A 23,575-nucleotide genomic window follows, 5' to 3' on the forward strand; every position below is an offset into this window, starting at 1 on the left:
TGGATCGGGTGGGTGGATCGGGTGGCTAGGGGGTGCGCAGGAGGAGCAGCGAAGGTACGCGCTCGGGGAATCCCGCCCGCAGGAGTCCGTGGCCGATCCCCGCGAGACCGGTGAGAAGGCCGGGGTGCGCGACCCCGTCCGGGGCGCCGCTCCTGGCGTCGTTCTCCTCGACGGAGGCGAGGAGCGCGCCCGCTCGGCGGATCCAGTGCGGTCGCGCCTCGGGGAGCGCGGCATGGTCCAGGAGTTCGCACAGGCCCGCCTCTCCGTGGCACAGGCTGTCGTCGGGAGCCGCCCCGTCCTGTCCGAGCCGCTCGGCGGTCCGCCGCGCCCAGGCCGCGAGGTCCGGGTCGGCCAGGGCGGCGGGGGCGTCCAGCACGGCGAGCGCGACACCGGCGTCCCCCCGGCACCAGGCCGAAGCCCGGGCGAGGCCCACGCCTCCGGGACCCGGGATCGGGGCGGAGACTCCCCTGCGGCCTCCGCCCGTACCCGGGGTGCCGAACGGCGGATCCACGCCGACGGCCGCCCTGATCGCGGACAGTCCGGCGAGCCGGTACCGCTCGGCGGCCCGGTACCCGGCTCCGTCGAGGCCGCCGACAGCGGTGTCGACGGGGGCCAAGGCGGAGACCTCAACCGCCTGTGCCGCTGACTCGGCCTCGGCCTCGGCCTCGGCGAATCGCAGCAGAGCCCACCCCATACCGGCCGTCCCCTCTGTGAATCCCCGTCCGAGGGGCATGAGTTCGACATCCGTGGGATCGGTGACCGCGGCGGAGCGGACGGCGGCGACCAGCCGGTCCGCGCAGCCCCGCGCGGCCCGCACGATCGCCGGATCGACACCCGGTCCCGTGCCGTCGCGCCCGCCCGTACCCGTCTCCGTGCGCCCCCCGCACGCCGCCGACAGCGCCACGAGACCGCCCGCGAGCCCCGCCCCCACGCCGTACTCCGGCTCGGCACCGGTCGCCGCGGCGGCCAGCCGCAGTGCGTCCGACGCCCAGGCGCCGATCTCCCGGTCGACCAGCAGCCGTGCCGTCTCGGCCAGGGCGTACGCGATGCCGCCGAGGCCCGAGAAGGCCCCCGAGCCCACCGCGCCGAGTTCCTCGGGCCGGGCCTGCAGCGCTTCGAGCAGCCCGGGCACGGGCGTCAGTGCCGTGCGGGCGGCCTCGGCGTAGTGTCCGGCCCCGGTGAGGGCCGCCAACTGGGCCAGGAACAGAGCCGGGCCGGTGTAGCCGTCGGCCAGATCGCCCGCCATGGGGCCGATCCGCCAGTAACGGTCGTCGAGGAGCTCCAGGCCGATCCAGTTGCTGCGCGGCCCTTCCCGGTACGCGAGGGAGACCAGCTGGTCCCCGACGGACCGGGCGGCCGAGAGCAGCCGCTCCGGCTCGGGGGCGCGGCCCGCGGTCCGGGTGCGCCGCCGGCCCGTGACGGGACGGTGCGCGGGGACACGGGAGGTCGTCGCCATCGCGGCCCGGACGATCCACTCCTGGTCCTGCCGGTCGACGGTGTCGAGGGCGTCGAGCTTCGCGGTGACACGGGCGATGCCGGGCAGCTCCGTACGGTCCGCGGGCGGTCGTCCGGGCGTGCCGAGGACGTCGTCACGGCCGGGCCTCGCGGTGAACAACGGCACGTCGCCGGTCCAGAGTTGACCGATCTCCTCGTCGATCACACCGGACGGGAGGACCGGGCCGAACTGCTCGCTCCGCAGGGACTCCAGAACGCGCTGCCGCACGTCCGCGTCCTTCAGGAGGTCAGGGTGCGTCGACTCGTCGAGCAGGAGCGAGTACACCCAGGTGGGGCGCACGACCACCCGTACCTCGTCCTCCGCGAACGACCTCAGCAGACCGTCCTCCCCCACGAGTTCTTCCACGGACGCGGCCACGGCCGTGTAGCCGGCCCGGAACCCGGCGCAGAGCGCGTCGATGTGGTCCCCCGGATCGACGGGCTCGCCGCCCGCCACCCGCGGCCGGTTGGCGGACTCGCCGAAGGTCCCCGCCCTGCGCACCAGGCGCATCCGGTCGGTGCCGGCGTCGGCGAAGTCCGCGCGTTCCACCGGGGACACGCCCTCGCGGCCCCCGCCCACCGCGGAGACGTCGAGGGCACTGTGGTCTCCGACGAGGAGCTGCGGCAGCAGTCCGACCCGGTACACCGAGTCGTGGAGCGCGCGGGCGGCGGGGTCGGCCGTGCCGGTGCCGGGGAGCGGCGGGTGGAACAGGGTCTCCACGTCCACGAGGACCGGGTGGGCGCCGACGGCGATCAGGTTCTCGTGGTGCAGGTCGGTCCCGTCGAGCAGGTGCAGCAGCGCGAGCAGCGCGCCCTGGCGGCGGTAGAACGAGTCGACCTCCGCCGTGTCGGCGCAGGGCCGCGCGGCGACGAACTCCACCCATCCGTACGGGCCCCGGTCGAGCAGCCGCAGGGCGCGCAGGTCCACGGCGTCGGGAAGCCCGTTGAACCAGGCGACGAGCGCGTTGAAGTGGCGGTGCACGGCGAGGGGGCGCGGCTTGTACACCAGGCGCGTGCCGTCGGCGAAGCGCAGCAGCATCACGCTGCGCCCGCCCCGGTGTCCGTCACCGGCGCCGGGTTCGATGCCCACGAGCGGGCCGGGGCCGTCGCCGGAGTCCTCGAGAAGGCCGGCGGCCGCCAGCAGGGCGTGGTCGTGCGCGAGCCGCTCCAGCGCCTCCGCCACCGCGTCCGCCGCGTCCAGCGCCGCGCGCCCGAGGATCCGCGCGAGGACGGGGCGCCCTGCGAGCAGGTCGGAGAGTCCGCGCCGGGTGGCGGTGCGCGCCAGGAAGTCCCGGAACCGGGACCGCGAGTCGTCCCCTTCGAGGCGCCCGGCGCCGCGCGCCTCGTGCAGTTCGAGGACCAGTGTCCGCGCGGCGGCCCGCGCCAGCCTGCCGCTGAGCTGCCGCTCCAGGTCGCCCCGTACGGCGGTCATGTCCACGCGCTCGCGCGCCCGGCCGGTCAGGCGCCGCTCCAACCGGGCCCCGGCGCAGCCGGTGAACGTCCGCAGAACCCACTCGAATCCGCTGAGCCCGGGCAACTCCCCCGTGGGCACTGCGGATTCGGGCCACTCGGGGGCGGCGTCCACGGCCTCCTCGGCGAGCACGGCCCAGTCCGGCCGTTCCGCGTCCCCGTCGCCGCGGAGCAGTCCGCTGTCCCACCACCGCTCGATCGCCGACAGCGACGTCGCCGCCCGCTCCTGCCCGGCTCTCACCGCCATCGTCCCCTCCTCGGCCCACCGCGGCCCACCGCTCCGGGCCGTGTCCGATCCTGGTACGGGGTGGGCCCGCGGGACATGGGGAACATGCCCCCATGTTTTCCCCTAGGCGCGCGCCGCGGGCTCCTCGCCGCGGGCGATGCCGAGGGTCGCGAGAAGGTCCTCGTGGAGTTCCATCCAGACCGTGTGGCAGGAGTCCTCCTTGACCCGGTCGACCCAGGACAGTTCGCCCCGCCGGACCCGTGCGAGCGCGCCGGTGAAACGGGGGCCGTACCCGCCGAGGCGTCCGATCCGCAGGCCCAGCTCCTCCGACAACAGGTCGATGACACCGCCCAGTTCGGTGAGTTCGTCGAGTACCCGTCCGTCCCACACGGCGTCCCCGTGGTCGTTGACGGCCAGCCGTCCCGCGCCGTCCGGTCGCACCTGCCAGTCGGTGCACGCGCGGAGGCACCGGGCGTTGTGGGCGAGGAACGTCTCGTACCGCTCCCGTACGAAGGGTCCGAGCCCCGACTCCGCCAGCTCCCCGGAGAGCTGCCGCTCCCCCTCGGTCCGGCCGGCGTCGGTCAGGGTCCATCCCCGTGTCCCGGCGAACGCCCGGCGGGTCACCCAGCCCCTCGCCTCGTGGTCGAGCAGCGCCTCCCGTACGACCTCGGGGTCGAGGCCGTAGCGCGCCGCCGCCTCGTCGTCGGAAGCCACGCCCTTGAGCCGTACGGCGTGCAGGGCGAGCAGCTCGGGGGCCGAGCCGGCGGGGCCGGCCGAGGAGTCCTGGAGATCGCTGGGGTTCACCACACGTCAGAGCATAGGTCGCCCGGTCGGGGACGGGACCTGCCCCGTACGGCACGAAGGCGGCGCCTCCGCGGCCGTCGGCGGCACGACGGCCGGGGCTACGACCTCGGCGGTCTCCCCACCAGAAGGAGCGCCACGTCGTCGGTCCGGTGCGCTGCGTCCCTGACGTGCAGGGTCAGTTCGTCCGCGAGCCGCTCCAGATCCGGGGCGCCCGACACTCCGAGCCTCTCCGCCAGGTCCGCCATGGCCGTACCGATGTCGAGGCCCGGTGCCTCGACGAGCCCGTCGGTGTACAGAGCGAGGACGGAACCGGGGTCCCACGGCAGCTCCATGGTGTCGTACGTGACGTCCGTCGCGATCCCCAGGAGGAGCCCCGGCGGGATCTCCAGCACCTCGGCCCTGCCGTCCGCCCGGCGCAGCAGGGGCGGCGGATGGCCCGCGCTCGCCAGGCGCAACCGGTACCGGGCGAGGTCGAACTCGGCGATCAGACAACTCGTGAAGCGGTCGGCGTCGAGGTCGTCGAGCAGCCGGTTGGTGCGCGCCAGGATGTCGCCGGGCGACGCTCCGGCCGTCGCGTGCGCGTGGACGGCGGTCCTGACCTGTCCCATGAGCGCGGCGGCGGTCGTGTTGTGTCCCTGGACGTCGCCGATGACGGCGACTACGGAGGTGGGGGTCGCGCGGACGAGGTCGTAGAAGTCCCCTCCGATGTCCATGCCGTGCCCCGCCGGCAGATAGCGGGCGGCGACGTCGAGCCCCGGGAGCGAGGTCAGGTGGTGCGGGAGCAGCACGTTCTGCAGGCTCCGCGCGAGCGAGTGCTTGGCGTCGTACAGCCGGGCCCTGTCCAGCGCCTGTGCGATGAGTCCGGCCAGCGAGGTGAGCAGCGCGCGCTCCGCCGACGGGAAGGGACGCGGCCGCCCGTACGAGAGGATCAGCGAGCCCACGGGACGGCCGGAGGCGATCAGGGGCAGGAACGCCCAGGCGTTGCGGCCCTCGTACCGCGGGGCGAGGGGATGGGCGCGGCGGAGGTCCTCGTACCGGGGGAAGAAGACGGGGACGCCGGTGGAGAGCACCTGGGCGTCGGCGACCGGCGCCGTGAGCGGTTTGCCGTCGAAGCGCTCGACGAACTCGTCGCTGTAGCCGCGGTGACCGATGACGCGCAGCCGGCCCTCGTCGACGCTCATCAGGACGAGGCCGTCCGGGCCGAAGGCGGGCACGATCTGGTCGGCGACCAGGTCGACGACATCGCGCACGCCGGCCGCCTCCGCCAGGGAGGCCGCCAGATGCATCAGCTGGTAGACGGCCGTCGCGCCGACCGGCTCTCCGGGGCGGTTCGGCAGCGTGGGGACGGAGGCGGACGCGGGGGCGCCGCGGCCGGAGCCCGGACCAGGGGCGGTCGAGGAGTCCGGACCGCCCTCCCGGTGCCGGGGTTCGGAGGCGGCCACGGACGCGGGACCGGCCCCGGCGACGGTCTCCGTGACGGTCCCGTCCGCCGTCTCGGGCGCGGTCGCGACCCCGGGGACCGAACCCTCGTAAGGCACGGGTCCGTCCTCCGGCCCGGGCGGCCCGGCGTGGGGCAGCAGCCCGTCCGCCTTCGGGATGATGAGCACACTGATGCCGGTCGCGTCCGGGTAGAGCTCGAACAGCAACGACGTCGCCGGATGTCGCACCACCGTGAACGACGTCGGCCGCCGGGTGACGACCGCGGCGCGGTAGCGGTCCTCGAAGGCGGGGTCGTTCAGCCACAGCAAGGTCTCCCACGGCCGCTTTCCCAGGAGCGCGGCCGCGCCGGCGTTGACCAGCTCGGCGGCCGCGGTGTTGATGAACGTGATGCGCCCGTCGAGGTCCAGGGAGCAGCACCCCACCGGCAGCCGTTCCGCGAGGTCGAGTGCGGCCGCCGCGAGGGCGGGGTCGGCCTCGGAGGGGCGCTGCGGGTGGACGACGTACGGTTCGGTGGGGTGGGGCGGCGGGGGATCCTGGTCGGCGGCCCTCCGCAGCAGCCGCGCCGACAGACGGCAGTGGACGTCCATCGTCTCGCGTTCGCGCGCGTCGAGCTCCGGCGCGTGCGAGCCCGGCCAGAGCAGGACCACACCGCCCCAGACGGTCGTGTCGTCGGCGATGGGGACGGCCGCCAGCATGAAGTCGTAGGGCAGCACGATCCCGATCCGCGGGTAGCGGTGGGCGATGTCCTGCAGACCGCTCAGCCATACGAGCCGCCGCTCGCGGATGGCGTCGGCGACCGGGATGGGGGCGTCGGTGGGGATCCGTACCCAGGGCGCCACGATCTCCCTGGACAGGCCCGAGATGAGCACGAGGCGCAGCATCCGGTCCCCGGGGATCAGCAGGTAGACCAGCCCCACCGAGGCCTCGGTGTCCCGCATGAGACCGGTGAGCACGGCGGCCATCCGGCCGTCGGCGAAGACGTCCTCGGGCCCGCTGCCCGCGCTCCCGGCCACGGGCCTCACCCGCCTGCCGCTGCCGACGGGGCACGGCGCGGGTCCGCGTGCGGAGCTCGGCGTGGTTCACCGGACCACGTGCCCGGGCCCGGCGGCCCGGCGCGCGGTCGACGGCGGGAGACGCGCTCGTCACGCATATTCGGACGATACGTCGCCCGCCCGGCGCCCGCGCGACGGAGGCGGAGGACGTGGCGGAGGGCGGGGACCGGACGCGCCTTCGCCGCGGCTGCCGCTCTTCGGGGCATCCCGTGGTCACCCGCCGCGCGGCTTCGGAGCGGGGCTCGGGGCCCGGGATATCAGTGGGCGGAGGTGGCGGTCGACGGCGACCGCCGTGTCGGGAAAGGCGGAATCCGTGACCGTACAACCCATCCCCGAGGGGTATCCGCGGGTCACGCCGTATCTCTGTGTCGACGGAGCCGCGGCCGGGATCGACTTCTACGTGGCCGTGCTCGGCGCCGAGGAGCGCGTGAGGATGCCGGCTCCCGACGGCAAGATCGGCCACGCGGAGCTGGCCCTCGGGAGCGCGGTCATCATGCTCGCGGACGAGTTCCCGGAGATGGGCTTCCGCTCCCCCAAGGCGATCGGCGGCACGCCGGTCACCCTGCACGTGTACGTGTCGGACGTCGACGCGGTCTTCGCCCGTGCGCTCGCGCAGGGCGCGAAGGAGCTGTCGGCGGTCAAGGACGAGTTCTACGGCGATCGCACCGGCCGGTTCGAGGACCCCTTCGGACACCGCTGGAACGTCGCCTCGCACATCGAGGACGTCTCCGAGGAGGAGATGGCCGAGCGGGCCAGGAAGGCGCTGGAGTCCACGGACCCCGGGTCGAACGGCGCCTGATCCCCGGGCCGCGCGCCCCGTCGTCAGCGGGGGTACATGCCTCGGCACAGGTCCGCCGCGCCCATGGGAGCGTCGATGTCCTCGGCCTGACGGCACAGTCCGCGCATCGCCGGAGTCCCCTCGGTCGCCGGCCGGGCCCCCGCGCGCACGGCGGCAGGCGCCTCGGGGTGTGTCGTCCCCCGCCGGGACGGCGCCACCGCCCGGGGGTCCGTCCGGGCACGGGTCTTCCCCGAGGTCCGCTTCTCCGACGTCCGTGGGGCCGACGCGCCCCGGTGCGGCGGCGGGGCCTCCGTCCGCCGCCCGGGCGACCGCCGCGCGGCGGGAACTTCGGCCGCGTCCGCCACGCCCTCGGTGACCGGCCGGGTCCTCGGCTTCCCCGTCGGCGTGCCGGGGAGGGGGTCCGTGTCGGCGATCTCCTCGTGCGGCACCGGCTGCGCGGGTACGGGCCAGGCCGGAACCGGGATCGGCGACGGAGGCCGGTCGGCGGCCGGCGCCGGCCCTTCGGGAGCGGGCTGTGGCCGGGGCGACGGCGGATGGGGAACGGCCACACAGCCGGCCGTGAGGAGCAGGGAGAGCAGGAGGAACGTCGTACGGCGGGGGTGCATGGGAACCACCGTGCCCGAACCGGCCCGTGGCGCGTGGGCGGCTCGGTCCGGGTCCACCGTCACGGGTGAACCCGGCTGTACGGAGGGAGACCTCCCCCCTTCTCCGCCCCCTCCTCGTCACTCCTCGCGCAGGGTCCTGACCAGCTCCCGCGGCAGACCGTGCGTGTCGTGGAGGTAGTGGAGGTCCCCCTCGTCCAGCGGCCGCCGGAACCGCGGGCGGGCCAGCAACCGCCGGCCGCGTTCGAGGAGCCGCCCGAACCGGCGTTCCTCGTCGAGCAGCATCCGGCGCACCTCACCCGGGTCCGTGTCCTGCCGGAAGTGGTCCAGGGTGTGCTCGACCAGCTCGGACGGCAGGTCTCCCAGCGTGCGCGTCGGATCCTCCCGCCACAGCACGGTGAGCACCCGGCGGACCAGGCGGCGCAGCACGTAACCCCGTCCGGTGCTGCCGGGGCGCACCCCGTCGCCGCTCACCACGACGGCCGAACGAAGATGGTCGTGGACGAGACGCCCGGTCGGTTCGTCCAGCGTCCAGATCGAAGGGACGAGCCGGCGCCATGGATCGAAGACGTCGCATTCGAACACGGACGGCTTCCCCTGGAGCAGCGAGGCGAGCCGCTCCAGACCGAGCCCGGTGTCGACGTTGCGCTGCGGAAGCGGGACGAGGGAGCCGTCGTCGAGGCGGCGGTGACGCATCATCACGTGGTTCCACACCTCCACCCAGCGGTCGTCCTCGGTGGGGGTCGACCGGGGCGGGGTGTCCCCGCTCCAGAAGAAGATCTCCGAGTCCGGTCCGCAGGGGCCGGTCGGCCCGTTGGACCACCAGTTGTCGGTGACGGTGAGCTCCACGGGGACGCCTCTGTTCTGCCAGAGTTCCAGCGAGGCGCTGTCCTGTCCCGTCCGTTCGTCTCCGGCGTGCACCGTGGCGTGGAGGAGGCCGGGATCGATGCCGAGGCCGTCGGTGAGCAGGTCGTATCCCCATTCGAGGCTCTGGGGACCCTCGTAGTCGCCCAGTGACCAGGTGCCGAGCATCTCGAAGACGGTGAGGTGGGTGGAGTCGCCGACCTCTTCCAGGTCAGTCGTGCGCAGACAGCGCTGGACGTCGACGAGGCGCCGGCCCATCGGATGGGGGCGACCCTCCAGGTGGGGGGTGAGCGGGTGCATGCCCGAGGTGGTGAAGAGGACCGGGTCGCCGGGCGGCGGCAGCAGCGTCGATCCGGTGATGCGGTGGTGACGGCGCTCCTCGTAGAACTCGACGAACGTGCGGACGATGTGGTCGGTCTTCATGGGACGACTCCTTCGCGTACGGCAAGGGAGGCGCCGGAGAACGGACCGGCACGGTCGTCGAAGCGGGCGGAGGAGCCGCGGAACCACCGGCGGGCCGTTTCCGGTCGCCGATGGGAGGGGGAAGGTCAGGCGGCGGCAACCGGCGAGCTGGTCGCTCGCGCGGTCGCGGTGAGGCTTCGGCCGGTGACGTTCATACGAGCGACGGTAGCGCGCCGCCGCCGTTCGGGCACGTGGATTTCCGGGGCCCTACCGGGGGCGCCGCGCGAGGCATCAGAGTGTACGAACGTACGCTCCAGGGCGTACGATCGTACGCATGGCGACGGACTACTTTGCTGACGACCCGCGCACCCAACTGGAGCGCATGCTGGCAGGCGATCTCTACATCGCCGACGATCCCGAGATCGCCGACCGGCAGCGGCACGCGATGCGGCTCGCCGACCGCTACCGGACCGCCTACCTGGAGGATCCCGCCGAGGCCGGCACGATCCTCGCCGAACTGCTCGGTTCCGCGGGCGAGGGCATCGACGTGCGGCCGCCGCTCCATGTCGACTACGGCAGCAACATCACCATCGGGGCCCGCACGTTCGTCAACTACAACCTGACCGCTCTCGATGTCGCCGCGATCACCATCGGCGAGGACTGCCAGATCGGCCCGAACGTCCAACTCCTCACACCCACTCACCCGTTGGAACCCCAGCCCCGGCGGGACAAGCTGGAGGCCGCGCGGCCGATCACGCTGGGGGACAACGTCTGGCTCGGCGGAGGCGTCATCGTCTGCCCGGGTGTGACCATCGGGGACAACAGCGTCGTCGGCGCCGGCGCGGTCGTCACCCGGGACATCCCGGCGAACGTCGTCGCCGTCGGCAACCCCGCCCGGCCCGTCCGCGAGCTCTGAGGGACACCCCTTCGATGGCCACCGGACACACCGACCCGCGGCGTCGCGAGCGCATCCTCGCCGCCGTGCTCGACCACATCGCCGACGAGGGCGTCGCCGGGGTCTCCCACCGCCGGATCGCCGCCCGCGCCGGAGTGCCCCTCGGCTCGATGACCTATCACTTCACCGGTATCGACGAGCTGCTGCGCGAGGCGTTCACGCTCTTCGCCGACCACATCGTCGCCGTCTTCGAGCAGCACATGGCCGCCGTCGACAGCCCCGACCGGGCGCGTGAGGCCGTGATCGACCTCATCCACGCGATCTCCGACGGGCCCCGCCGCGACCTCGTCCTCACCCATGAGCTGTACACACTGGCCGCCCGCCGTCCGGAGTACCGCGAGCTGACGCAGGCGTGGATGCGGCGCAGCCGGCACCTCCTGGAGCGGCACTTCGACCCCGGCACCGCGCGCCAGCTCGACGCGCTGATCGAAGGGCTCACCCTCCACCGGGCCCTCGATCCCGCACCGCACGACCGCGCTCTCACGAGCGAGGCGGTACGGCGTGTCACCACCGCCGGAAGGACTGCGCACCCCTAGGACTCCGAGTTGTCGCCCGCTTCCTTCTGCGTACGGTGCCCGCGGCGGGCGTCGCGGTCGAAGATGCCGAGGATCTCGCACGGGCCGCCCTCGGCACCGATGGCATGGGGCAGCATCGTGGGGAACTCCGCGGCCTGATTGGTCTCGACGCGGATGCGGCGGTTCCCGAGCAGCAGGACGGCGGTGCCGGAGAGGACGACGAGCCACTCACGGCCCGGGTGGGCGCGCAGCCGGGCCGGGCTGTCCGGGGGCGGTTCCGTCATCCGCTGGCGCACGACGGTCATCCCGGGCTCCGCCCTGATGGGCCAGCGCATCTGGCCGTGAGCCCCGTCGATCATCGGGCTCGTGACGACGTCGTCGGTGGCCGTCTCGACGAGCTGGTCGAGGGTGGTGTCCAGGGCTCTGGCGAGGGTGACCAGCTGGTCCAGGGCCAGACGGCGCCGGCCGTTCTCGATACGGCTGAGAGAGGACTGGCTGAGGTTCGCGCGGGTGGCCAGTTCTTCGAGGGACCAGCCCTGAGCGACGCGCAGGGCGCGGATCCTCTTGCGTACCAGGCTGTCCAGCTCACCGTCTTCTTGCGTCATAGGCATCAATGTATGCCCCTTCCGCAAGGCCTGCCTACCGTCGGGGCATGCATCCGAACCCATCCGTCCAGCAGAGCGCCGACGCCGAGCCGCGCCCCGGTGACATGAGCGCACCCGACGCGCGACGGCGTCGCACCGTCCTCACCCCGAGGAGGAGCGCGGCCGGGCGATCGGGGTACGGGGCGGAGTGGCCGGCGGTGGCGGCGTCCTGGGCACGTTCCTCTCCGCCGCACTGGTCGACGTGGCGAACTGGCGGTGGCTGTTCGCACTGCCCGTCGTACTCGTCGTCGTGGCCTTCGCCATGACGCTGCGGGCCGTGCCGGACTCCCGTGAGACCTCGGGGCACTCCTTCGACACGGTCGGCAGCGGGCCATGTGGCGGCCGTCGTGGTGATGGCCGCGCTCTTCTTCTGCATACTCACCCGGGGACCGAAGGACACCCGGCCGGAGGTACCCGGGAAGGATGACGACAGTTTGCGCGGAATTACGGAACGTTCTCCAGAAGGATCGTTTCCTTCCGCATGAAGCTGTTCTGAATACTGGTCAGGAACAGTTGAGGGGTTGACGATCGTGGTCGGCGGGCAGGTTTGGAGGGCCGCGGGCCGGGCATCGTCCGGCGTCACGGCAGTGCGGCCGTCACACGTGCGGGAGTGCACACAGCCCACCGCGTCCCTCCGCGGCCGAACGAAGAAGGAGGTTGGTCCCCATGACAGTGCGTGCTCTCGAGCAGCCCCGGCTGTGGATGCCCTATCCACTGCGGGTGAATCCGTATCTGTCGGCCCTGCACGAGGAGAGCGAGACGTGGGCGCGCGCGATGGGCATGCTGGACGGTACGGAAGGACCGTCGGGGCATCCCCCGATATGGACCCGGACGCAGTTCCACGCCATGACGGTCGACCAGCTGACCGCCTGGGCCCTGCCCGACGCCTCGTTCGCCGACCTCCGGCTCAACCACCGCTTCAACATCTGGGCGTTGGCCTGGGACGACTACTTCGCCACCGCGTTCAAGCAGACGGGTGACCTGGCAGGCGCCGTGGCCTTCACCGCCCGGCTGCACGAGTTCCTGCGACCGGACTTCGGCAACGGCGCCCGGCCGCCCGAGCCGTCGAACCCGGTCGAGCGCGGCATCGCCGATCTGCAGCGACAGTTCTTCCCGCCGCGACTGGCACACTGGCGCCACGAGTTCAACCGGGCGCTGGTGCGCTACGTCGACGCGGGCGTGGAGGAGCTGGCCAACAGCCGTGGCGGCCGGGTTCCGCACCTGATCGAGTACGCCCCGTTCCGGCGCGAGAGCTTCGCCGCCCACACCGCCCCGTACTCCGTCGAGCTGGCCACGGGCGCCCGGATACCGGAGCAGATACGGCACAGCCGCACCGTACGAGCCCTGCTCGACGCCTTCATGGACTACATGGGGCTGGCCAACGACCTCGCGTCGTACGAACGGGAGGTCCACGAGGAGCACGACGTCAACAACCTGGTCGTGGTCCTGGGCGCCTCCCTGGGCATCGCCCTCCACGACGCCGTGCCCGCCGCCCTGAACCTGGTGAACACCCGGCTGCGGGACTTCGAGCACCTCCGGCAGAGCGAACTGCCGCAGCTGGTACGGCGGTCGGGGCTGGACCACGACGAGCGGGCCGAACTGGAGACCTGGGTCCAGGGGGCCTGCGGCTTCCTGTCCGGTCTCCACGCCTGGTACACGGGGGCACCCCGCTACGCCGCCACGGATCTCTCCGTACCGGAGCAGCGGCAGCGTTCCTGACCCGGCGAGGGGGACACCGGCGGACGGGCGTCGGCAGCCCCCTCGGCGTGCGTCCTACCCCCACCGCAGCAGGCGCTTGAGCCGCGCCCGCCACGACGGGCGGGGTTCGGGCCGGCGCACCGGCTCGGCCGTGGACGCCGGCTCGGCGGTCTGCCACGGCGGTGCCGTCGGCGCGCCGACGCTCGGGGCCGGCGGCGTCGGCAGCGGGCTCGGGACGTCGAAGTCCTGGGGGGCGCGGGCGGCGAAGCTCACGGGCAGCGCCGTCAGGTGCCGGGCCCAGGTGGAGGAGCGCCAGGTGAGCTCCTCCTCCGGGATCGCCAGGGCGATGTCGGGCAGCCGGGTGAGCAGGATGTCGATGCCGGTGTCGGCGATGATGCGGCCGATGTCCTGACCGGGGCACTCGTGGGTGCCGGCGCTGAACGACAGGTGTGCGCGGTTGTGGTGCACCGGTGTCGAGGGGTCGGGGCGGATCGCCTCGTCGACGTTGCCGGCGGCGAGGCCGAGCAGGAGCATGTCGCCCGCCTTGATCTGCTGACCTCCCAGGGTGGTGTCGCCGTTGGCCCAGCGGCCGGGGCACACCATCAGCGGGGGCTCGTCCCAGAGGACCTGCTCCACCGCTTCCGGCAGGGTCATCTGACCGCCGGCCAGCGAACCGCGGAACCGGGGGTCGGTGACCACCATGCGCAGGACGTTGGACATGAGGTTGGCGGTCGTCTCGTACCCGGCGAGGAGAATCAGGCGCAGGTGGTGCTGCACCTCCTCGTCCGACAGGTTCGCGGGGTGGGCCATCAGCGCGGACGCGATGTCCTGACCGGGGCGGACCCGCTTGGCGTCGACGAGCTGCGCGAGGCTCTCCAGGACGTACGCGTTGCTGGCGAGCGAGGTCTCGGTGGCCTTGAACAGGTCACGGGCCGCGTGGACGAGCCGGGGGCCCGCCTCGTCCGACATGCCGAGCAGATGGGTCAGCGTGAGCATGGGGACGTGCTCGGTGAACTGGCCGACCAGTTCCGCCTCGCCGTCCTCGCAGAACGTGTCGATCACCTGGTGCGCGAAGCGGGTGATGTGGCGGCGGATGCCGCGGTGGTCGAACTGGCTGAGGCCGGCCGTGACCGCGCCGCGCAGCCGCTGGTGCTCCTCGCCGTCCGCGCAGACGCAGTCGGGTCGCCAGCCGATCATCGGCACCAGCGGCGAGGTGGCGGGGTCGATCTCGCCGCTGCGCCAGCCGTGCCAGACGCGGGGGTCGCGGGAGAACTGGGTCGGGCGGCTGGCCACGTCGCGGTTCTCCAGGTAACCGAGGACGAGCCAGGCGCGTACGTCGCCGTCCAGCAGCACGGGCGCCACCGGGCCGTGTGTGGCCCGAAGTTCCTCGTACAGGCCCATCGGGTCCGTCTCGGCGGCGCCGCCGTAGAGACGGGTCGCTCCCCCGGGTCCGGTGGCGACATGGGCCGGGCATCCCGGAGGGGGGATCGGCCCGGACAGCTCTGTGGTGTGTTCGGCGGGCGGGAGGGTCATGCGGTCTCCTGAGCGGCGGCGAGGGTGCGCAGGTAGACCATCAGCGACAGCAGGGCGTCACGGCAGGACGCCCGGTCACGTGCGTCACAGGTGACCATGGGCACGGATTCGCTGAGGGCCAGAGCAGCGCGCAGGTCTTCTACGGGGTGGTGCGGAGCCTCCGGGAACGTGTTGACGGCCACGACGAACGGGACACGTCGGTCCTCGAGGCGGGTGATGACTTCGAAACAGACTTCGATCCTTCGGGTGTCGACGAGGACGACGGCGCCGAGCGCGCCTTCGAAGATGCCGTTCCACAGGAACCAGAAGCGCTCCTGTCCCGGCGTCCCGAACAGATAGAGGATCAGCTCCTCGTTGATGCTGATCCGTCCGAAGTCCATGGCGACGGTCGTGGTGTTCTTGCCGTGGGCGCCGGGGTTGTGGTCGATGCCCACGCCCGCCTGCGTCATGGTCTCTTCGGTGGTCAGGGGCGGGATCTCGCTGACCGCCCCGACCATGGTCGTCTTGCCGACCCCGAAGCCACCGACGATCACGACCTTGACGCCCCTGGCACTGTGGGGCAGCGGCATGTCTGTGCCGCGTGGGCCGGCATCGCGTACGTCAGAGCTTGCGTAGTCCATGGATCACCGCCTCCAGCAGGCCGCGTTCGGGGAATGCCGCGACGGGCACGGGTGCGATGGCCTCGACCCGTTCGTCCTCGACGAGTTGGGAGAGCAGCGTGGTGACGACACTGAACGGAAGACTGAGGTACGCCGACACCTCGGCCACCGAGAGCGGGTAGGCGCACATCGTGAGGATGGCCGCCTGCTCGGGCTGCGTCGCGGCGTCGGGCTCGGAGCGCGTCGCGATGAGGGTGACCAGGTTGAAGGTGTTCGCCGCGGAACCCGTGCCCCCGGTAATGACGTAGAGCGGAACGGGATCGGTTTCATTCCAGGGGTCCTGGTTCTCCGATGTCACATCGCCTGCCCGACGTCCTCACGAGGAGGGCTGGTCATGTGCTGACCGATACGGACCACCAGCGTCCTCATCCGGTCGCCCAGCAGGCCGGCGTCCACCTGGTCGTCGGCGAGCACCGCCAGGTAGGCGCCGGGTCCGGCCGCCATGAGGGAGAAGTAACCGCCGTCGGCCTCGATCCCGACCATCCGCGTCGAGCCGTCCCCCTCGGGGAACCGCTGGGCGATGGCCCTCGCCAGGCTCTGGATGCCGGAACAGGCCGCGGCGATCGCGTCAGCCGTGTCGGGCTCCGTGTTCGACTGCCCGATGCACAGGCCGTCCGCCGACAGCACGACGACGTGTCGTACGTACGGGACGCCGCCCACGAGCTCCTTGAGCATCCAGTCCATGTTCGGCAGTGGCAGCATGTTACTCGACCTCATCTGAAGGCTCGCTGTGTGAAGTGGAAGGTTCGGCGGCCGCGCGCTTGTCGCCGTTGAAGGCCTCCCACATCAGACCCGGCTGACGGGTCGTGCCGGAGGACCGGGGGGCGGCCGGAGCGGGGGCGGTGGGCCCCACCTGGACGATCGGCGTCTGGACGGGTGTCTCGCGTCGCCGCTGCGGGAGTCCGTTGACGGTCTTCCTGACCTCGACGGCTTCCTTCGGGGCGTCTCCCGGGGGCGTCGGCCTGGGCAGGACCGGGCCTCCCGTACGCCGTCGGGCGGGCGGCTGCGGGTACCGCACGGCGGACTGCGGCACCGTGGTGATGAGGTTCCTGGGCACCAGCACCACGGCCCGTACGCCTCCGTAGGCGGAGGTGCGCAGGTCGACCTCGCAGCCGTGCTCGCGGGCCAGCCGGCTGACGACGGGCAGTCCGAGCTGGGTCACCTCGCCGAGGCCGGCGAGGTGGATGCCCGATGCCGACTGGGCCATGATGCGCTCGACGCGCCGGCGGACCTCTTCCGTGAGCCCGACTCCGCGGTCCTCGATCTCGATGGCGATGCCGGAGGGCACCTCGCTCGCGGACACCTCCACCGGGGTGTGCGGCGGCGAGAACGTGGTGGCGTTGTCGAGCAGTTCGGCGAGGAGGTGCATCAGCGGCTCGGCTCCGGGGCCGACGACGGCCACGGCGGTCACCGACTGCAGCTTCACCCGGGGGAAGTCGACGATGCGGGACATGGCTCCGCGCAGCACGTCGTACAGCGGGATCGCCTTCGACCACTGGCGTCCCGGACGCGCGTCACCGAGGACCGCGATGCTGGCCGCGAGGCGGCCGATCAGGGCGGTGCGGTGGTCGACGCCCTGGAGGCCTCGGGAGACCACGAGATCCGTGCCGTGGAGGATCTGCATCGAGTGCAGGTCCTTGGCGAGCTGGTGCACGATCGCCTGGACGCGGCGCGCGACGGCGACGAGTGCCCGCTGGGAGGCGTCCCTGGTGTACTCCTCGGCCTCCACGGCTTCCAGGAGCGTCTGCAGAGCCCCGCGGACAGCTTCCGTGAACTCCTCGTCGAGGTGCTCGCCGAAGTTGACGGACCGCAGGATCTCCGAGGCGGGGTCACCCTTTTTCATTCGGGCGACCGCGGCCGGGAGGAGCTCCTCGGCGAGCCAGACGGTGGTGGCGCGCTGATCGGCCAGCCGCCCGAGCAGCGCGGACTCGCGTTGCGCGTAGTACTCCTGGGCGTCGGCGACGGCCCGCTCGTAGCGCACCACGTCCCCCGACCGCAGTCGGCGCGCGGTCACGGCGGAGGTGACGGCGGTCAGCGCCACCGCGGCGAGACCGCACCAGGCGACCGGTGTCCGTATCTGTGCGGAGGAAAAGAGAAACGCTATGGCAAAGGCTCCGGCCAGAACTCCAGGGGGGAGGAGCCACACGCGATCGACCGCGGGTGGCCGGGCTCTGGAAATTGAACCTGCACGAACCATCAAGGGGTCCCTAATCAGTCTGGAACGAACGGACTGAGGTGATGCGATGAACCGACCGGAACGAATCGGGCTTCTTTCGTGCGATTGCCGCGTTCCGTCCGCCTGCCATCACAGCGTTCATGACTCGCTGTGACCGCAGCGCAACACACGGGGGAGCATAGTCAGTTCGGGTTCGCCATGTGACCGTGCTGGAAGGGCTGCCTCCAGTGGTCATTCTCGACCCATAAAACGACTATTCACTGCACGAAAAATGCAATGAACCGATCACACCCTGGCGCCTATTCATCAGATTTCGCGGCCCCCGAACAGACGACCGCCCCGCGCGACCCGTGCCGACGGGAACGGCGAACCCCTCCCGCGCGACCCGGGTCCACCGCGACGCCGAACCCCTTCCGGTCACCCCGCCACCCCCTCTCCCTGTGACGTGCGTCACGCCTTAAAAGTCCTTTAAGGAACAAGGCCGGAAAGCACCCGATTTGATAACTATTGCGGGTAGTTGACGCTTCCTTTGAACGACGGTCAAGATCTCCACGACTTCGCCACACACCCCCGGCGTCACCTCATCTGGAGCACTCGATGCGCAACAGGGCTGCCCTGACCACAGCAGTCACTCCCGCCTGGGAGACAGCGCGCCCGGAGCACCCGTCCGATCGCGTCTTCGGGAAGGTCGCCCAGCCCGACCGCAGCGGCGCGGGAGTCCGCGGGCAGGACATCGAGCTCTTCGACGGCACCGCTCGACCGCCGGAGGTCCCGGCCCTCCCGGCCCGTTCCCCGGAGTCTTCCACCGGGTCGCTTCGGTCCCGGCCCGCGCGCACGGCCGCCCCCGCCCGGCGGTCCGTGCCGCTTCCCCTGATGGCCGCGGGCGCTCTCTCCGCAGGGCTCGCCGGCGCGCTGACGGTCTGGCTCTCCGCCGACCCCGAGCCCGCGCCGCCGTCGCCCCCGGCCGTCTCCGTCCCGGTCGCCGACGTCACGGCGGCCGCGACCACCCCCTCCGCGACGCCCTCGGCCGAGAGCCCGCCGCCCACCACCGAGCCCCCGGCCGAGGCGGACGACGCCCGCGCCCGCACCGCCCGGGCCACCCCTCCCCCGGCCTCCGCCTCCCTCGCGCCGCCTTCGGCCACCACCTCCCGCACGCCCCTCCTCCCGCGCACCCTCGCCCCCACGACACCGCCGCCGCCTTCCCCGCACCGCACCCGTCGGCCCTCACGGCCCGCGCCCCGCGACATCACCCTGGGCAGCACCGGCCCCGAGGTCGCCGACCTCCAGCGGCGGCTCCAGCAGCTCTACCTCTACCTCGGCTCGGCCGACGGGGTGTTCACCGAACCCGTGGGCGAGGCCCTGAGCCGCTTCCAGATCGCCCGGAACATTCCGGAGCGACCCGGCGTCTACGGCCCCCTCACCCGCGCCGCCCTCCGGGCCGAGACCGACTGAGTCCACGCGCACGTTCCCTCCCCATTCACCCCACCCCTCTCGCGGACATCCAGAAAAGGACCAGCACATGAGCACCACCGGAAGAACGGGCCTTCGGCTGAGCAGCGCCGTGGCACTCGGCGTCGTCCTCGGCGTCACCGCCGCGGGCCCCGCCCTCGCCGCGCCGCTCGCCCCCGCCCCGGGGAGCACCCGGACTTGCCCGGCTCCCGGCGAGGAGCCCGGTATCGGCAACGAACCGCGGTTCACCGACGCCAACGTGGCCCTGTTCGCCGGCGGCGACTACACCGTGGACGGCGCCTCCGCCGAGGCCGAGGGCCTGCTGGTCGTCGCCGGGAACGCCCGCTTCGCCAAGACGTCGGGCGGTGTGTTCAACGTCGGCCGCGCCGGTGCGGGTTCCGGCATCGTGCCGCCGGCGGGTTCGGTCATGCTGGCCGTGGGCGGGAACCTCGCGATAGCGGGCGGCACCACGGTCGACGTCGGCCACGGCCTCACCTCCTCCTCCGGCTACGGCAGTGCCGTCCGTGTCGGCGGCGCCGTCGACGAGAAGGGCAGGCTGGAGACGAACGGCGGAAGCCGCTCGGAAGGCCTGGGCGCGCGCGCCGCCCTCACGCCGTACGACACGTTCGCCGGCACCGTACGGGCCGAGTCGGCGTCCCTCGGCGCGCTGAAGCCCACGGGGACGAGCGTGCGCCGCGGCGACACCGTCACCTTCGAGGGCGGCACGGCGGGCGGCACCGGTCCGCAGGTGTTCCAGATCTCCGCCAAGGAGCTGGACGGGGCCTCGTCCTTCGACTTCCGGTCGATCCCCGAGCGGGCGTCCGTCGTGGTAAACGTGACGGGGCGTCAGGCGGTCGGCATCTCCCCGCTGTCCGTCGGCTTCAACGGCGACCGCGTCGACGCGTACAGCTCCGCGCACTTCGGCGAGGCCGCGTCGCGGATCCTCTACAACTTCGAGGCGGCCCCGTCGCTCACGCTCGGCGGTGGCGGCAACTTCATGGGGTCGATCCTCGCCCCCGAGGCGTCCGCGGACCTGACGGCCAGCACGAACGGCCGCGTCTACGTCGGCGGTGACCTGCGCACCCACGGCACCGGGAACGAGACCCACAACTACCCGTGGACCGGCTCCTCGACGTTCACCTGCAAGCCCACGCCCGGGGGGCCGAGCGCCACCCCCACGCCGACCCCCTCGACCACGACGCCCACCACCACGTCGCCGACCCCCACCACGTCGCAGCCCGGCGAGGAGACCCCGGGCACCCCGGAGACGACCGCGCCCGAGGGGTCCGCCCCTCCCACCGAGAGCAGCTCCGCCCCCGCGGCGCCCGGCACGACGGCGCCCTCTCCGTCCGCCACCGTGCCCGGCGACGGCTCCCTCGCGACCACGGGTGCGCAGCTCACCCCGTACGCCGTCGGCGCCGCGGCCCTGGGCGCGGCCGGTGCCGCGATCCTCGTCGTCGCCCGTCGCCGTCGCGCGGGTGCCCAGCACTGATCCGCTGACCCGAGGTCACGCGCCACCACGGGCGGGCCACGCACGCACACCCCACAGAGCCGCCCTCCGGTCGGGACATCGTCCCGCCCGGAGGGCGGCTCTGTGCCGTTTCCCCCCTCGGTTCCCCCAGCCCCACCCGGGATGGATACCTAGGGGGGTATTTGACTTGTCGCGGCGAATCCCTTTACGGTCGAGCTCGCACATACCCAGGGGGGTATCAGAATCTCAGGGGTACCCGGTGCGCGCAGACCGCACGAAAGGATGGCCGTGTTCTTCGCCCAGTACTACCTCGACTGCCTCTCCCAGGCGTCCTACATGATCGCCGACGAGCGGACCGGCCACGCGGTGGTCGTCGACCCGCGTCGCGACGTCTCCGAGTACCTCGCCGACGCCCGCACCCACGGACTGACCGTGGTCGGCGTCATCAACACCCACTTCCACGCCGACTTCGTCGCCGGCCACCTGGAGCTGGCCGACAGCACCGGCGCCTGGATCGGCTACGGCAGCCGGGCCGAGACCGAGTACCCGATCCGCAAGCTCGCCGAGGGCGAGCGGATCACCCTCGGCGACGTCACGCTGGAGATCATGGAGACGCCCGGGCACACCCCCGAGTCGATCAGCGTCCTGGTCCACGAGCACGACGACGACGCCGTCCCGTACGGCGTCCTCACGGGCGACGCCCTCTTCATCGGCGACGTCGGCCGCCCCGACCTGCTCGCCTCCGTCGGCGTCACCGCCGAGGAACTCGGCGCGATGCTCCACGACAGCGTCCAGAACAAGCTGATGACCCTCCCCGACGAGGTCCGCGTCTTCCCCGCGCACGGCGCCGGCTCCGCCTGCGGCAAGAGCCTCTCCACCGAGAAGCAGTCGACGATCGGGGCGCAGCGCGCCACCAACTACGCCTGCGCGCCGATGAGCCGCGAGGCGTTCGTCGCGCTGGTCACCGCCGGGCAGGCCGCCGCGCCGGGCTACTTCGCCTACGACGCCGAGCTCAACCGCAGGAACCGGGAGCGGTACGACGCCGCGGCGGCGCGCTCGCTCGCCCCGGCCGAGTTCGCCGCGCTGCGCCGCTCGGGCGCGGTCGTGGTCGACGCGCGCTCGCCCCAGGCGTTCGCGGCGGGCCACCTCCGCGGGGCGGTCAACGTTCCCGCCGACGGCCGGTTCGCCGAGCAGGCCGGCAGTGTCCTCGACCCCGTCGACGAGCTGGTCGTCATCGCGCCGGAGGCGCGCGAGGAGGAGGTCGTCACCCGACTCGCCCGGATCGGCTTCGACCGGGTGGCGGGCTGTCTGCGCGACCCCGAGGAGGCCCTGGAGGAGCTGGCCGGCGAGGTCGCCCCGGCGAGCCGGCTGACCGCCGCCCAGCTGCGGTCCGCGCTCGCGGGCGAGCGTCCTCCCGTCGTCGTGGACGTCCGCACCTGCGGCGAGCGCGAGGCGGACGGCTTCGTCGACGACGCCCTCCACATCCCCCTGAGCGAGCTTCCCCGCCGCACGGACGAGCTGCCCGCCGACCGGCCGCTGGTCGTGCACTGCGCCGGTGGTCACCGCTCCTCGATCGCGGCGAGCCTGCTGCGCCACCGCGGCTTCGAGGACGTCTCCGACGTCCTGGGCGGGTACGCGGCCCTGGCCCACCCCACACCCTCCGCCACCGACTGACCCTCCGGGGCCCCCGCGGCCGATCGGTCCCCCACCGCTCGGACGGCGGCCCTTCGCACGTCCCCACATACCCCCACGGGTATTCCTGGTCGCATCCCTCACCCCTCTCCCCCGCCCCCCACCCCTCCGGAGTCACGCATGAGCACCGCACCCTCACCCGTCCCGCCCTCCCTCGCCCCCGTCGCCCTGCATCAGCTCGTCCAGGAGGGGCGCGCCCCTCGCCTGCTCGACGTCCGCACGCCCGGCGAGTTCCGGACCGTCCACATCCCGGGCTCCTCCAACGTCCCCCTGGACACCCTGCGCGAGCACCGCGCCGAGCTCCTCCCCCACCTCGACGAGGACGTCGTCCTCGTCTGCCGGTCCGGCGCCCGGGCCGCACAGGCCGAGCGGGCCCTCGCCGGGGCGGGGCTGCCGAACCTGCGCGTCCTCGACGGCGGCATGAACGCCTGGGAGGCGGCCGGCGCACCCGTGAACCGCGGCCCCGAGCGCTGGGACATGGAACGCCAGGTGCGCCTCGTCGCGGGCTCCGTCGTCCTGACCACCGGCCTCGTCGGCGTCCTGGTGCCGGGTGTCCATCTGGTCGGAACGGCGATCGGGGCGGGCCTGACCTACGCGGCCGTCAGCAACTCCTGCCTGATGGGCGTCCTGCTCTCCAGGCTGCCGTACAACCGCGGCCCCCGCCCCGACATCCGTACGGTGATCGCGGAGCTGCGGAGCACCCCGTGACCGTCCTCGTCGTCGGCGCCTCCCTGCTCATCGGCGTCAGCCTGGGCGTGCTCGGGGGCGGCGGCTCGATCCTGACGGTGCCGATCCTGGTGTACCTGGCGGGTCAGGGGGCCAAGGAGGCGATCGCCACCTCGCTGTTCGTGGTCGGCGTCACCAGCCTGGCCGCGCTGGTCCCGCACGCGCGGGCGCGCCGGGTCCGGTGGCGGACCGGTCTGCTCTTCGGCGCGTTCAGCATGGCGGGGGCGTACGGGGGCGGGCGGCTCGCGGAGCACGTGCCCGGCGGCGTCCTCCTCGTCGGCTTCGCGCTGATGATGCTGGCCACGGCCGTGGCGATGCTGCGCGGGCCGCGCCGCGGGCGCGCGCCGGACCGGCCCGCGGAAGCCCTGCCGGAGTCGGGCGGCCGGACCCTCGGAGGCATAGCCGCCAAGGGTCTCGCCGTGGGTGCCGTGACGGGGCTGGTCGGCTCGGGCGGCGGTTTTCTCGTCGTGCCGGCCCTGGCGATCCTCGGCGGGCTGCCGATGGGCCTCGCGGTCGGGACGTCGCTGCTGGTCATCGCGATGAACTCGTTCGCCGGACTGGCCGGGCACGTCACGGGCGTGACGATCGACTGGGGTCTCGCCCTGACGGTGACCGCGGCCGCGGTGCTCGGCAGCACGGCCGGCGCGCGGCTGGCGGGCCGCATCCCGCAGGACACCCTGCGGACGGCCTTCGGCTGGTTCGTCGTCGCGATGGGAGTCCTCGTCCTGGCGCGGCAGCTCCCCCCTGCCGTCTGGGCGCACCCCGCCACCTGGGCGGTACTCGGCGCCGGATGCGGAAGCGCCGCGACGGCCGTGATCGGCTCCCGCGCACGGCGCGCGCCGCGGCACCCCTGACGGCGCGCGCCGTGCGGCCGCCGCGCCGGGTTTCCTCGTGCGCGGGCCGC

Annotated in this window: 20 protein-coding genes and 1 pseudogene; 10 read left to right on the plus strand and 11 right to left on the minus strand. The window is 73.0% G+C overall.

What is annotated here, in order from left to right:
- Positions 1-25: 25 nt before the first annotated feature.
- The 3 genes from OG392_RS04470 to OG392_RS04480 all read right to left on the minus strand — a co-directional run bounded on the left by OG392_RS04470 (position 26) and on the right by OG392_RS04480 (position 6,447).
- Positions 26-3,211 carry a type 2 lanthipeptide synthetase LanM family protein gene (locus OG392_RS04470; RefSeq protein ID WP_329275814.1) on the minus strand — a complete coding sequence of 1,062 codons (3,186 nt, stop codon included), beginning with the start codon at positions 3,209-3,211 and terminating at the stop codon, positions 26-28.
- A gap of 102 nt (positions 3,212-3,313) precedes the next feature.
- Positions 3,314-3,997, minus strand: a complete 684-nt coding sequence (locus OG392_RS04475) for a transcriptional regulator (protein WP_329275817.1) — start codon at positions 3,995-3,997, stop codon at positions 3,314-3,316.
- Between the two features lie 95 nt (positions 3,998-4,092).
- Positions 4,093-6,447, minus strand: coding sequence for a SpoIIE family protein phosphatase (locus OG392_RS04480; RefSeq protein WP_329275818.1), 2,355 nt, complete (start codon positions 6,445-6,447; stop codon positions 4,093-4,095).
- 352 nt (positions 6,448-6,799) lie between these two features.
- Here OG392_RS04480 and OG392_RS04485 point away from each other — a divergent pair, with 352 nt between their 5' ends.
- Positions 6,800-7,285 carry a VOC family protein gene (locus OG392_RS04485; RefSeq protein WP_329275820.1) on the plus strand — a complete coding sequence of 162 codons (486 nt, stop codon included), beginning with the start codon at positions 6,800-6,802 and terminating at the stop codon, positions 7,283-7,285.
- 23 nt (positions 7,286-7,308) lie between these two features.
- Here the strand turns inward: OG392_RS04485 and OG392_RS04490 are convergent, their stop codons facing one another.
- Positions 7,309-7,890, minus strand: a complete 582-nt coding sequence (locus tag OG392_RS04490) for a hypothetical protein (protein ID WP_329275822.1) — start codon at positions 7,888-7,890, stop codon at positions 7,309-7,311.
- 117 nt (positions 7,891-8,007) lie between these two features.
- On the minus strand, positions 8,008-9,174 hold the full coding sequence (locus tag OG392_RS04495; protein ID WP_329275825.1) for an alanine--tRNA ligase-related protein: 1,167 nt from the start codon (positions 9,172-9,174) through the stop codon (positions 8,008-8,010).
- Between the two features lie 313 nt (positions 9,175-9,487).
- Between OG392_RS04495 and OG392_RS04500 the strand changes: the two genes are divergently transcribed.
- Both OG392_RS04500 and OG392_RS04505 read left to right on the plus strand, forming a co-directional pair.
- Positions 9,488-10,069, plus strand: a complete 582-nt coding sequence (locus tag OG392_RS04500; protein WP_329275828.1) for a sugar O-acetyltransferase — start codon at positions 9,488-9,490, stop codon at positions 10,067-10,069.
- A gap of 14 nt (positions 10,070-10,083) precedes the next feature.
- Complete coding sequence (locus OG392_RS04505) at positions 10,084-10,644, plus strand: TetR/AcrR family transcriptional regulator (RefSeq protein ID WP_329275830.1); 561 nt, start codon at positions 10,084-10,086, stop codon at positions 10,642-10,644.
- On the opposite strand, the gene OG392_RS04510 is transcribed toward OG392_RS04505, so the two are convergent.
- Positions 10,641-11,228 (minus strand): XRE family transcriptional regulator, encoded by a 588-nt coding sequence (locus tag OG392_RS04510; RefSeq protein ID WP_329275833.1) that lies wholly within the window; start codon positions 11,226-11,228, stop codon positions 10,641-10,643. The genes OG392_RS04505 and OG392_RS04510 overlap by 4 nt on opposite strands.
- Positions 11,229-11,373: 145 nt before the next feature.
- Here OG392_RS04510 and OG392_RS04515 point away from each other — a divergent pair.
- Together OG392_RS04515 and OG392_RS04520 are read left to right on the plus strand one after the other, a co-directional pair.
- A pseudogene (locus OG392_RS04515) lies at positions 11,374-11,595 on the plus strand (MFS transporter); the annotation flags it as partial.
- 338 nt (positions 11,596-11,933) lie between these two features.
- Entirely contained in the window at positions 11,934-12,986 is a 1,053-nt protein-coding gene (locus tag OG392_RS04520) for a terpene synthase family protein (RefSeq protein WP_329275836.1), read from the plus strand.
- 54 nt (positions 12,987-13,040) lie between these two features.
- Here the strand turns inward: OG392_RS04520 and OG392_RS04525 are convergent, their stop codons facing one another.
- Genes OG392_RS04525 through OG392_RS04545 form a run of 5 tightly spaced genes read right to left on the minus strand, consistent with a single transcriptional unit; the run spans position 13,041 to position 17,198 of the window.
- Positions 13,041-14,498 (minus strand): cytochrome P450, encoded by a 1,458-nt coding sequence (locus tag OG392_RS04525; RefSeq protein WP_329275839.1) that lies wholly within the window; start codon positions 14,496-14,498, stop codon positions 13,041-13,043.
- Positions 14,495-15,118: a GTP-binding protein gene (locus tag OG392_RS04530; RefSeq protein WP_329275841.1), complete on the minus strand. Its 624-nt coding sequence runs from the start codon at positions 15,116-15,118 to the stop codon at positions 14,495-14,497. Before OG392_RS04530 ends, OG392_RS04525 begins: the two co-directional genes overlap by 4 nt.
- Positions 15,099-15,455: a DUF742 domain-containing protein gene (locus OG392_RS04535; protein ID WP_329275844.1), complete on the minus strand. Its 357-nt coding sequence runs from the start codon at positions 15,453-15,455 to the stop codon at positions 15,099-15,101. Before OG392_RS04535 ends, OG392_RS04530 begins: the two co-directional genes overlap by 20 nt.
- Positions 15,452-15,859, minus strand: a complete 408-nt coding sequence (locus OG392_RS04540) for a roadblock/LC7 domain-containing protein (protein WP_229312772.1) — start codon at positions 15,857-15,859, stop codon at positions 15,452-15,454. Before OG392_RS04540 ends, OG392_RS04535 begins: the two co-directional genes overlap by 4 nt.
- Position 15,860: 1 nt before the next feature.
- Positions 15,861-17,198 (minus strand): ATP-binding protein, encoded by a 1,338-nt coding sequence (locus OG392_RS04545; protein WP_329275851.1) that lies wholly within the window; start codon positions 17,196-17,198, stop codon positions 15,861-15,863.
- 732 nt (positions 17,199-17,930) lie between these two features.
- Here OG392_RS04545 and OG392_RS04550 point away from each other — a divergent pair.
- The 5 genes from OG392_RS04550 (at position 17,931) to OG392_RS04570 (ending at position 23,525) form a co-directional block, all read left to right on the plus strand.
- Positions 17,931-18,785: a peptidoglycan-binding domain-containing protein gene (locus OG392_RS04550; protein WP_329275854.1), complete on the plus strand. Its 855-nt coding sequence runs from the start codon at positions 17,931-17,933 to the stop codon at positions 18,783-18,785.
- 67 nt (positions 18,786-18,852) lie between these two features.
- Positions 18,853-20,274, plus strand: coding sequence for a choice-of-anchor A family protein (locus tag OG392_RS04555; protein ID WP_329275857.1), 1,422 nt, complete (start codon positions 18,853-18,855; stop codon positions 20,272-20,274).
- A gap of 267 nt (positions 20,275-20,541) precedes the next feature.
- Positions 20,542-21,927 carry a rhodanese-like domain-containing protein gene (locus tag OG392_RS04560; protein WP_329275859.1) on the plus strand — a complete coding sequence of 462 codons (1,386 nt, stop codon included), beginning with the start codon at positions 20,542-20,544 and terminating at the stop codon, positions 21,925-21,927.
- Between the two features lie 138 nt (positions 21,928-22,065).
- Positions 22,066-22,653 (plus strand): rhodanese-like domain-containing protein, encoded by a 588-nt coding sequence (locus tag OG392_RS04565; RefSeq protein ID WP_329275862.1) that lies wholly within the window; start codon positions 22,066-22,068, stop codon positions 22,651-22,653.
- Positions 22,650-23,525: a sulfite exporter TauE/SafE family protein gene (locus OG392_RS04570; protein WP_329275865.1), complete on the plus strand. Its 876-nt coding sequence runs from the start codon at positions 22,650-22,652 to the stop codon at positions 23,523-23,525. Before OG392_RS04565 ends, OG392_RS04570 begins: the two co-directional genes overlap by 4 nt.
- Positions 23,526-23,575 lie beyond the last annotated feature (50 nt).

This window comes from Streptomyces sp. NBC_00691, assembly GCF_036226665.1.
In the GTDB taxonomy this organism is placed as follows: Bacteria; Actinomycetota; Actinomycetes; order Streptomycetales; family Streptomycetaceae; genus Streptomyces.

Excerpts from the sequence above, each read along its gene's own strand:
- OG392_RS04470 (WP_329275814.1), bottom strand. The coding sequence starts at position 3,211 with ATGGCGGTGAGAGCCGGGCAGGAGCGGGCGGCGACGTCGCTGTCGGCG.
- OG392_RS04490 (WP_329275822.1), bottom strand. The coding sequence starts at position 7,890 with ATGCACCCCCGCCGTACGACGTTCCTCCTGCTCTCCCTGCTCCTCACG.
- OG392_RS04495 (WP_329275825.1), bottom strand. The coding sequence starts at position 9,174 with ATGAAGACCGACCACATCGTCCGCACGTTCGTCGAGTTCTACGAGGAG.
- OG392_RS04500 (WP_329275828.1), top strand. The coding sequence starts at position 9,488 with ATGGCGACGGACTACTTTGCTGACGACCCGCGCACCCAACTGGAGCGC.
- OG392_RS04505 (WP_329275830.1), top strand. The coding sequence starts at position 10,084 with ATGGCCACCGGACACACCGACCCGCGGCGTCGCGAGCGCATCCTCGCC.
- OG392_RS04510 (WP_329275833.1), bottom strand. The coding sequence starts at position 11,228 with ATGACGCAAGAAGACGGTGAGCTGGACAGCCTGGTACGCAAGAGGATC.
- OG392_RS04520 (WP_329275836.1), top strand. The coding sequence starts at position 11,934 with ATGACAGTGCGTGCTCTCGAGCAGCCCCGGCTGTGGATGCCCTATCCA.
- OG392_RS04525 (WP_329275839.1), bottom strand. The coding sequence starts at position 14,498 with ATGACCCTCCCGCCCGCCGAACACACCACAGAGCTGTCCGGGCCGATC.
- OG392_RS04530 (WP_329275841.1), bottom strand. The coding sequence starts at position 15,118 with ATGGACTACGCAAGCTCTGACGTACGCGATGCCGGCCCACGCGGCACA.
- OG392_RS04540 (WP_229312772.1), bottom strand. The coding sequence starts at position 15,859 with ATGCTGCCACTGCCGAACATGGACTGGATGCTCAAGGAGCTCGTGGGC.
- OG392_RS04550 (WP_329275854.1), top strand. The coding sequence starts at position 17,931 with ATGCGCAACAGGGCTGCCCTGACCACAGCAGTCACTCCCGCCTGGGAG.
- OG392_RS04555 (WP_329275857.1), top strand. The coding sequence starts at position 18,853 with ATGAGCACCACCGGAAGAACGGGCCTTCGGCTGAGCAGCGCCGTGGCA.
- OG392_RS04565 (WP_329275862.1), top strand. The coding sequence starts at position 22,066 with ATGAGCACCGCACCCTCACCCGTCCCGCCCTCCCTCGCCCCCGTCGCC.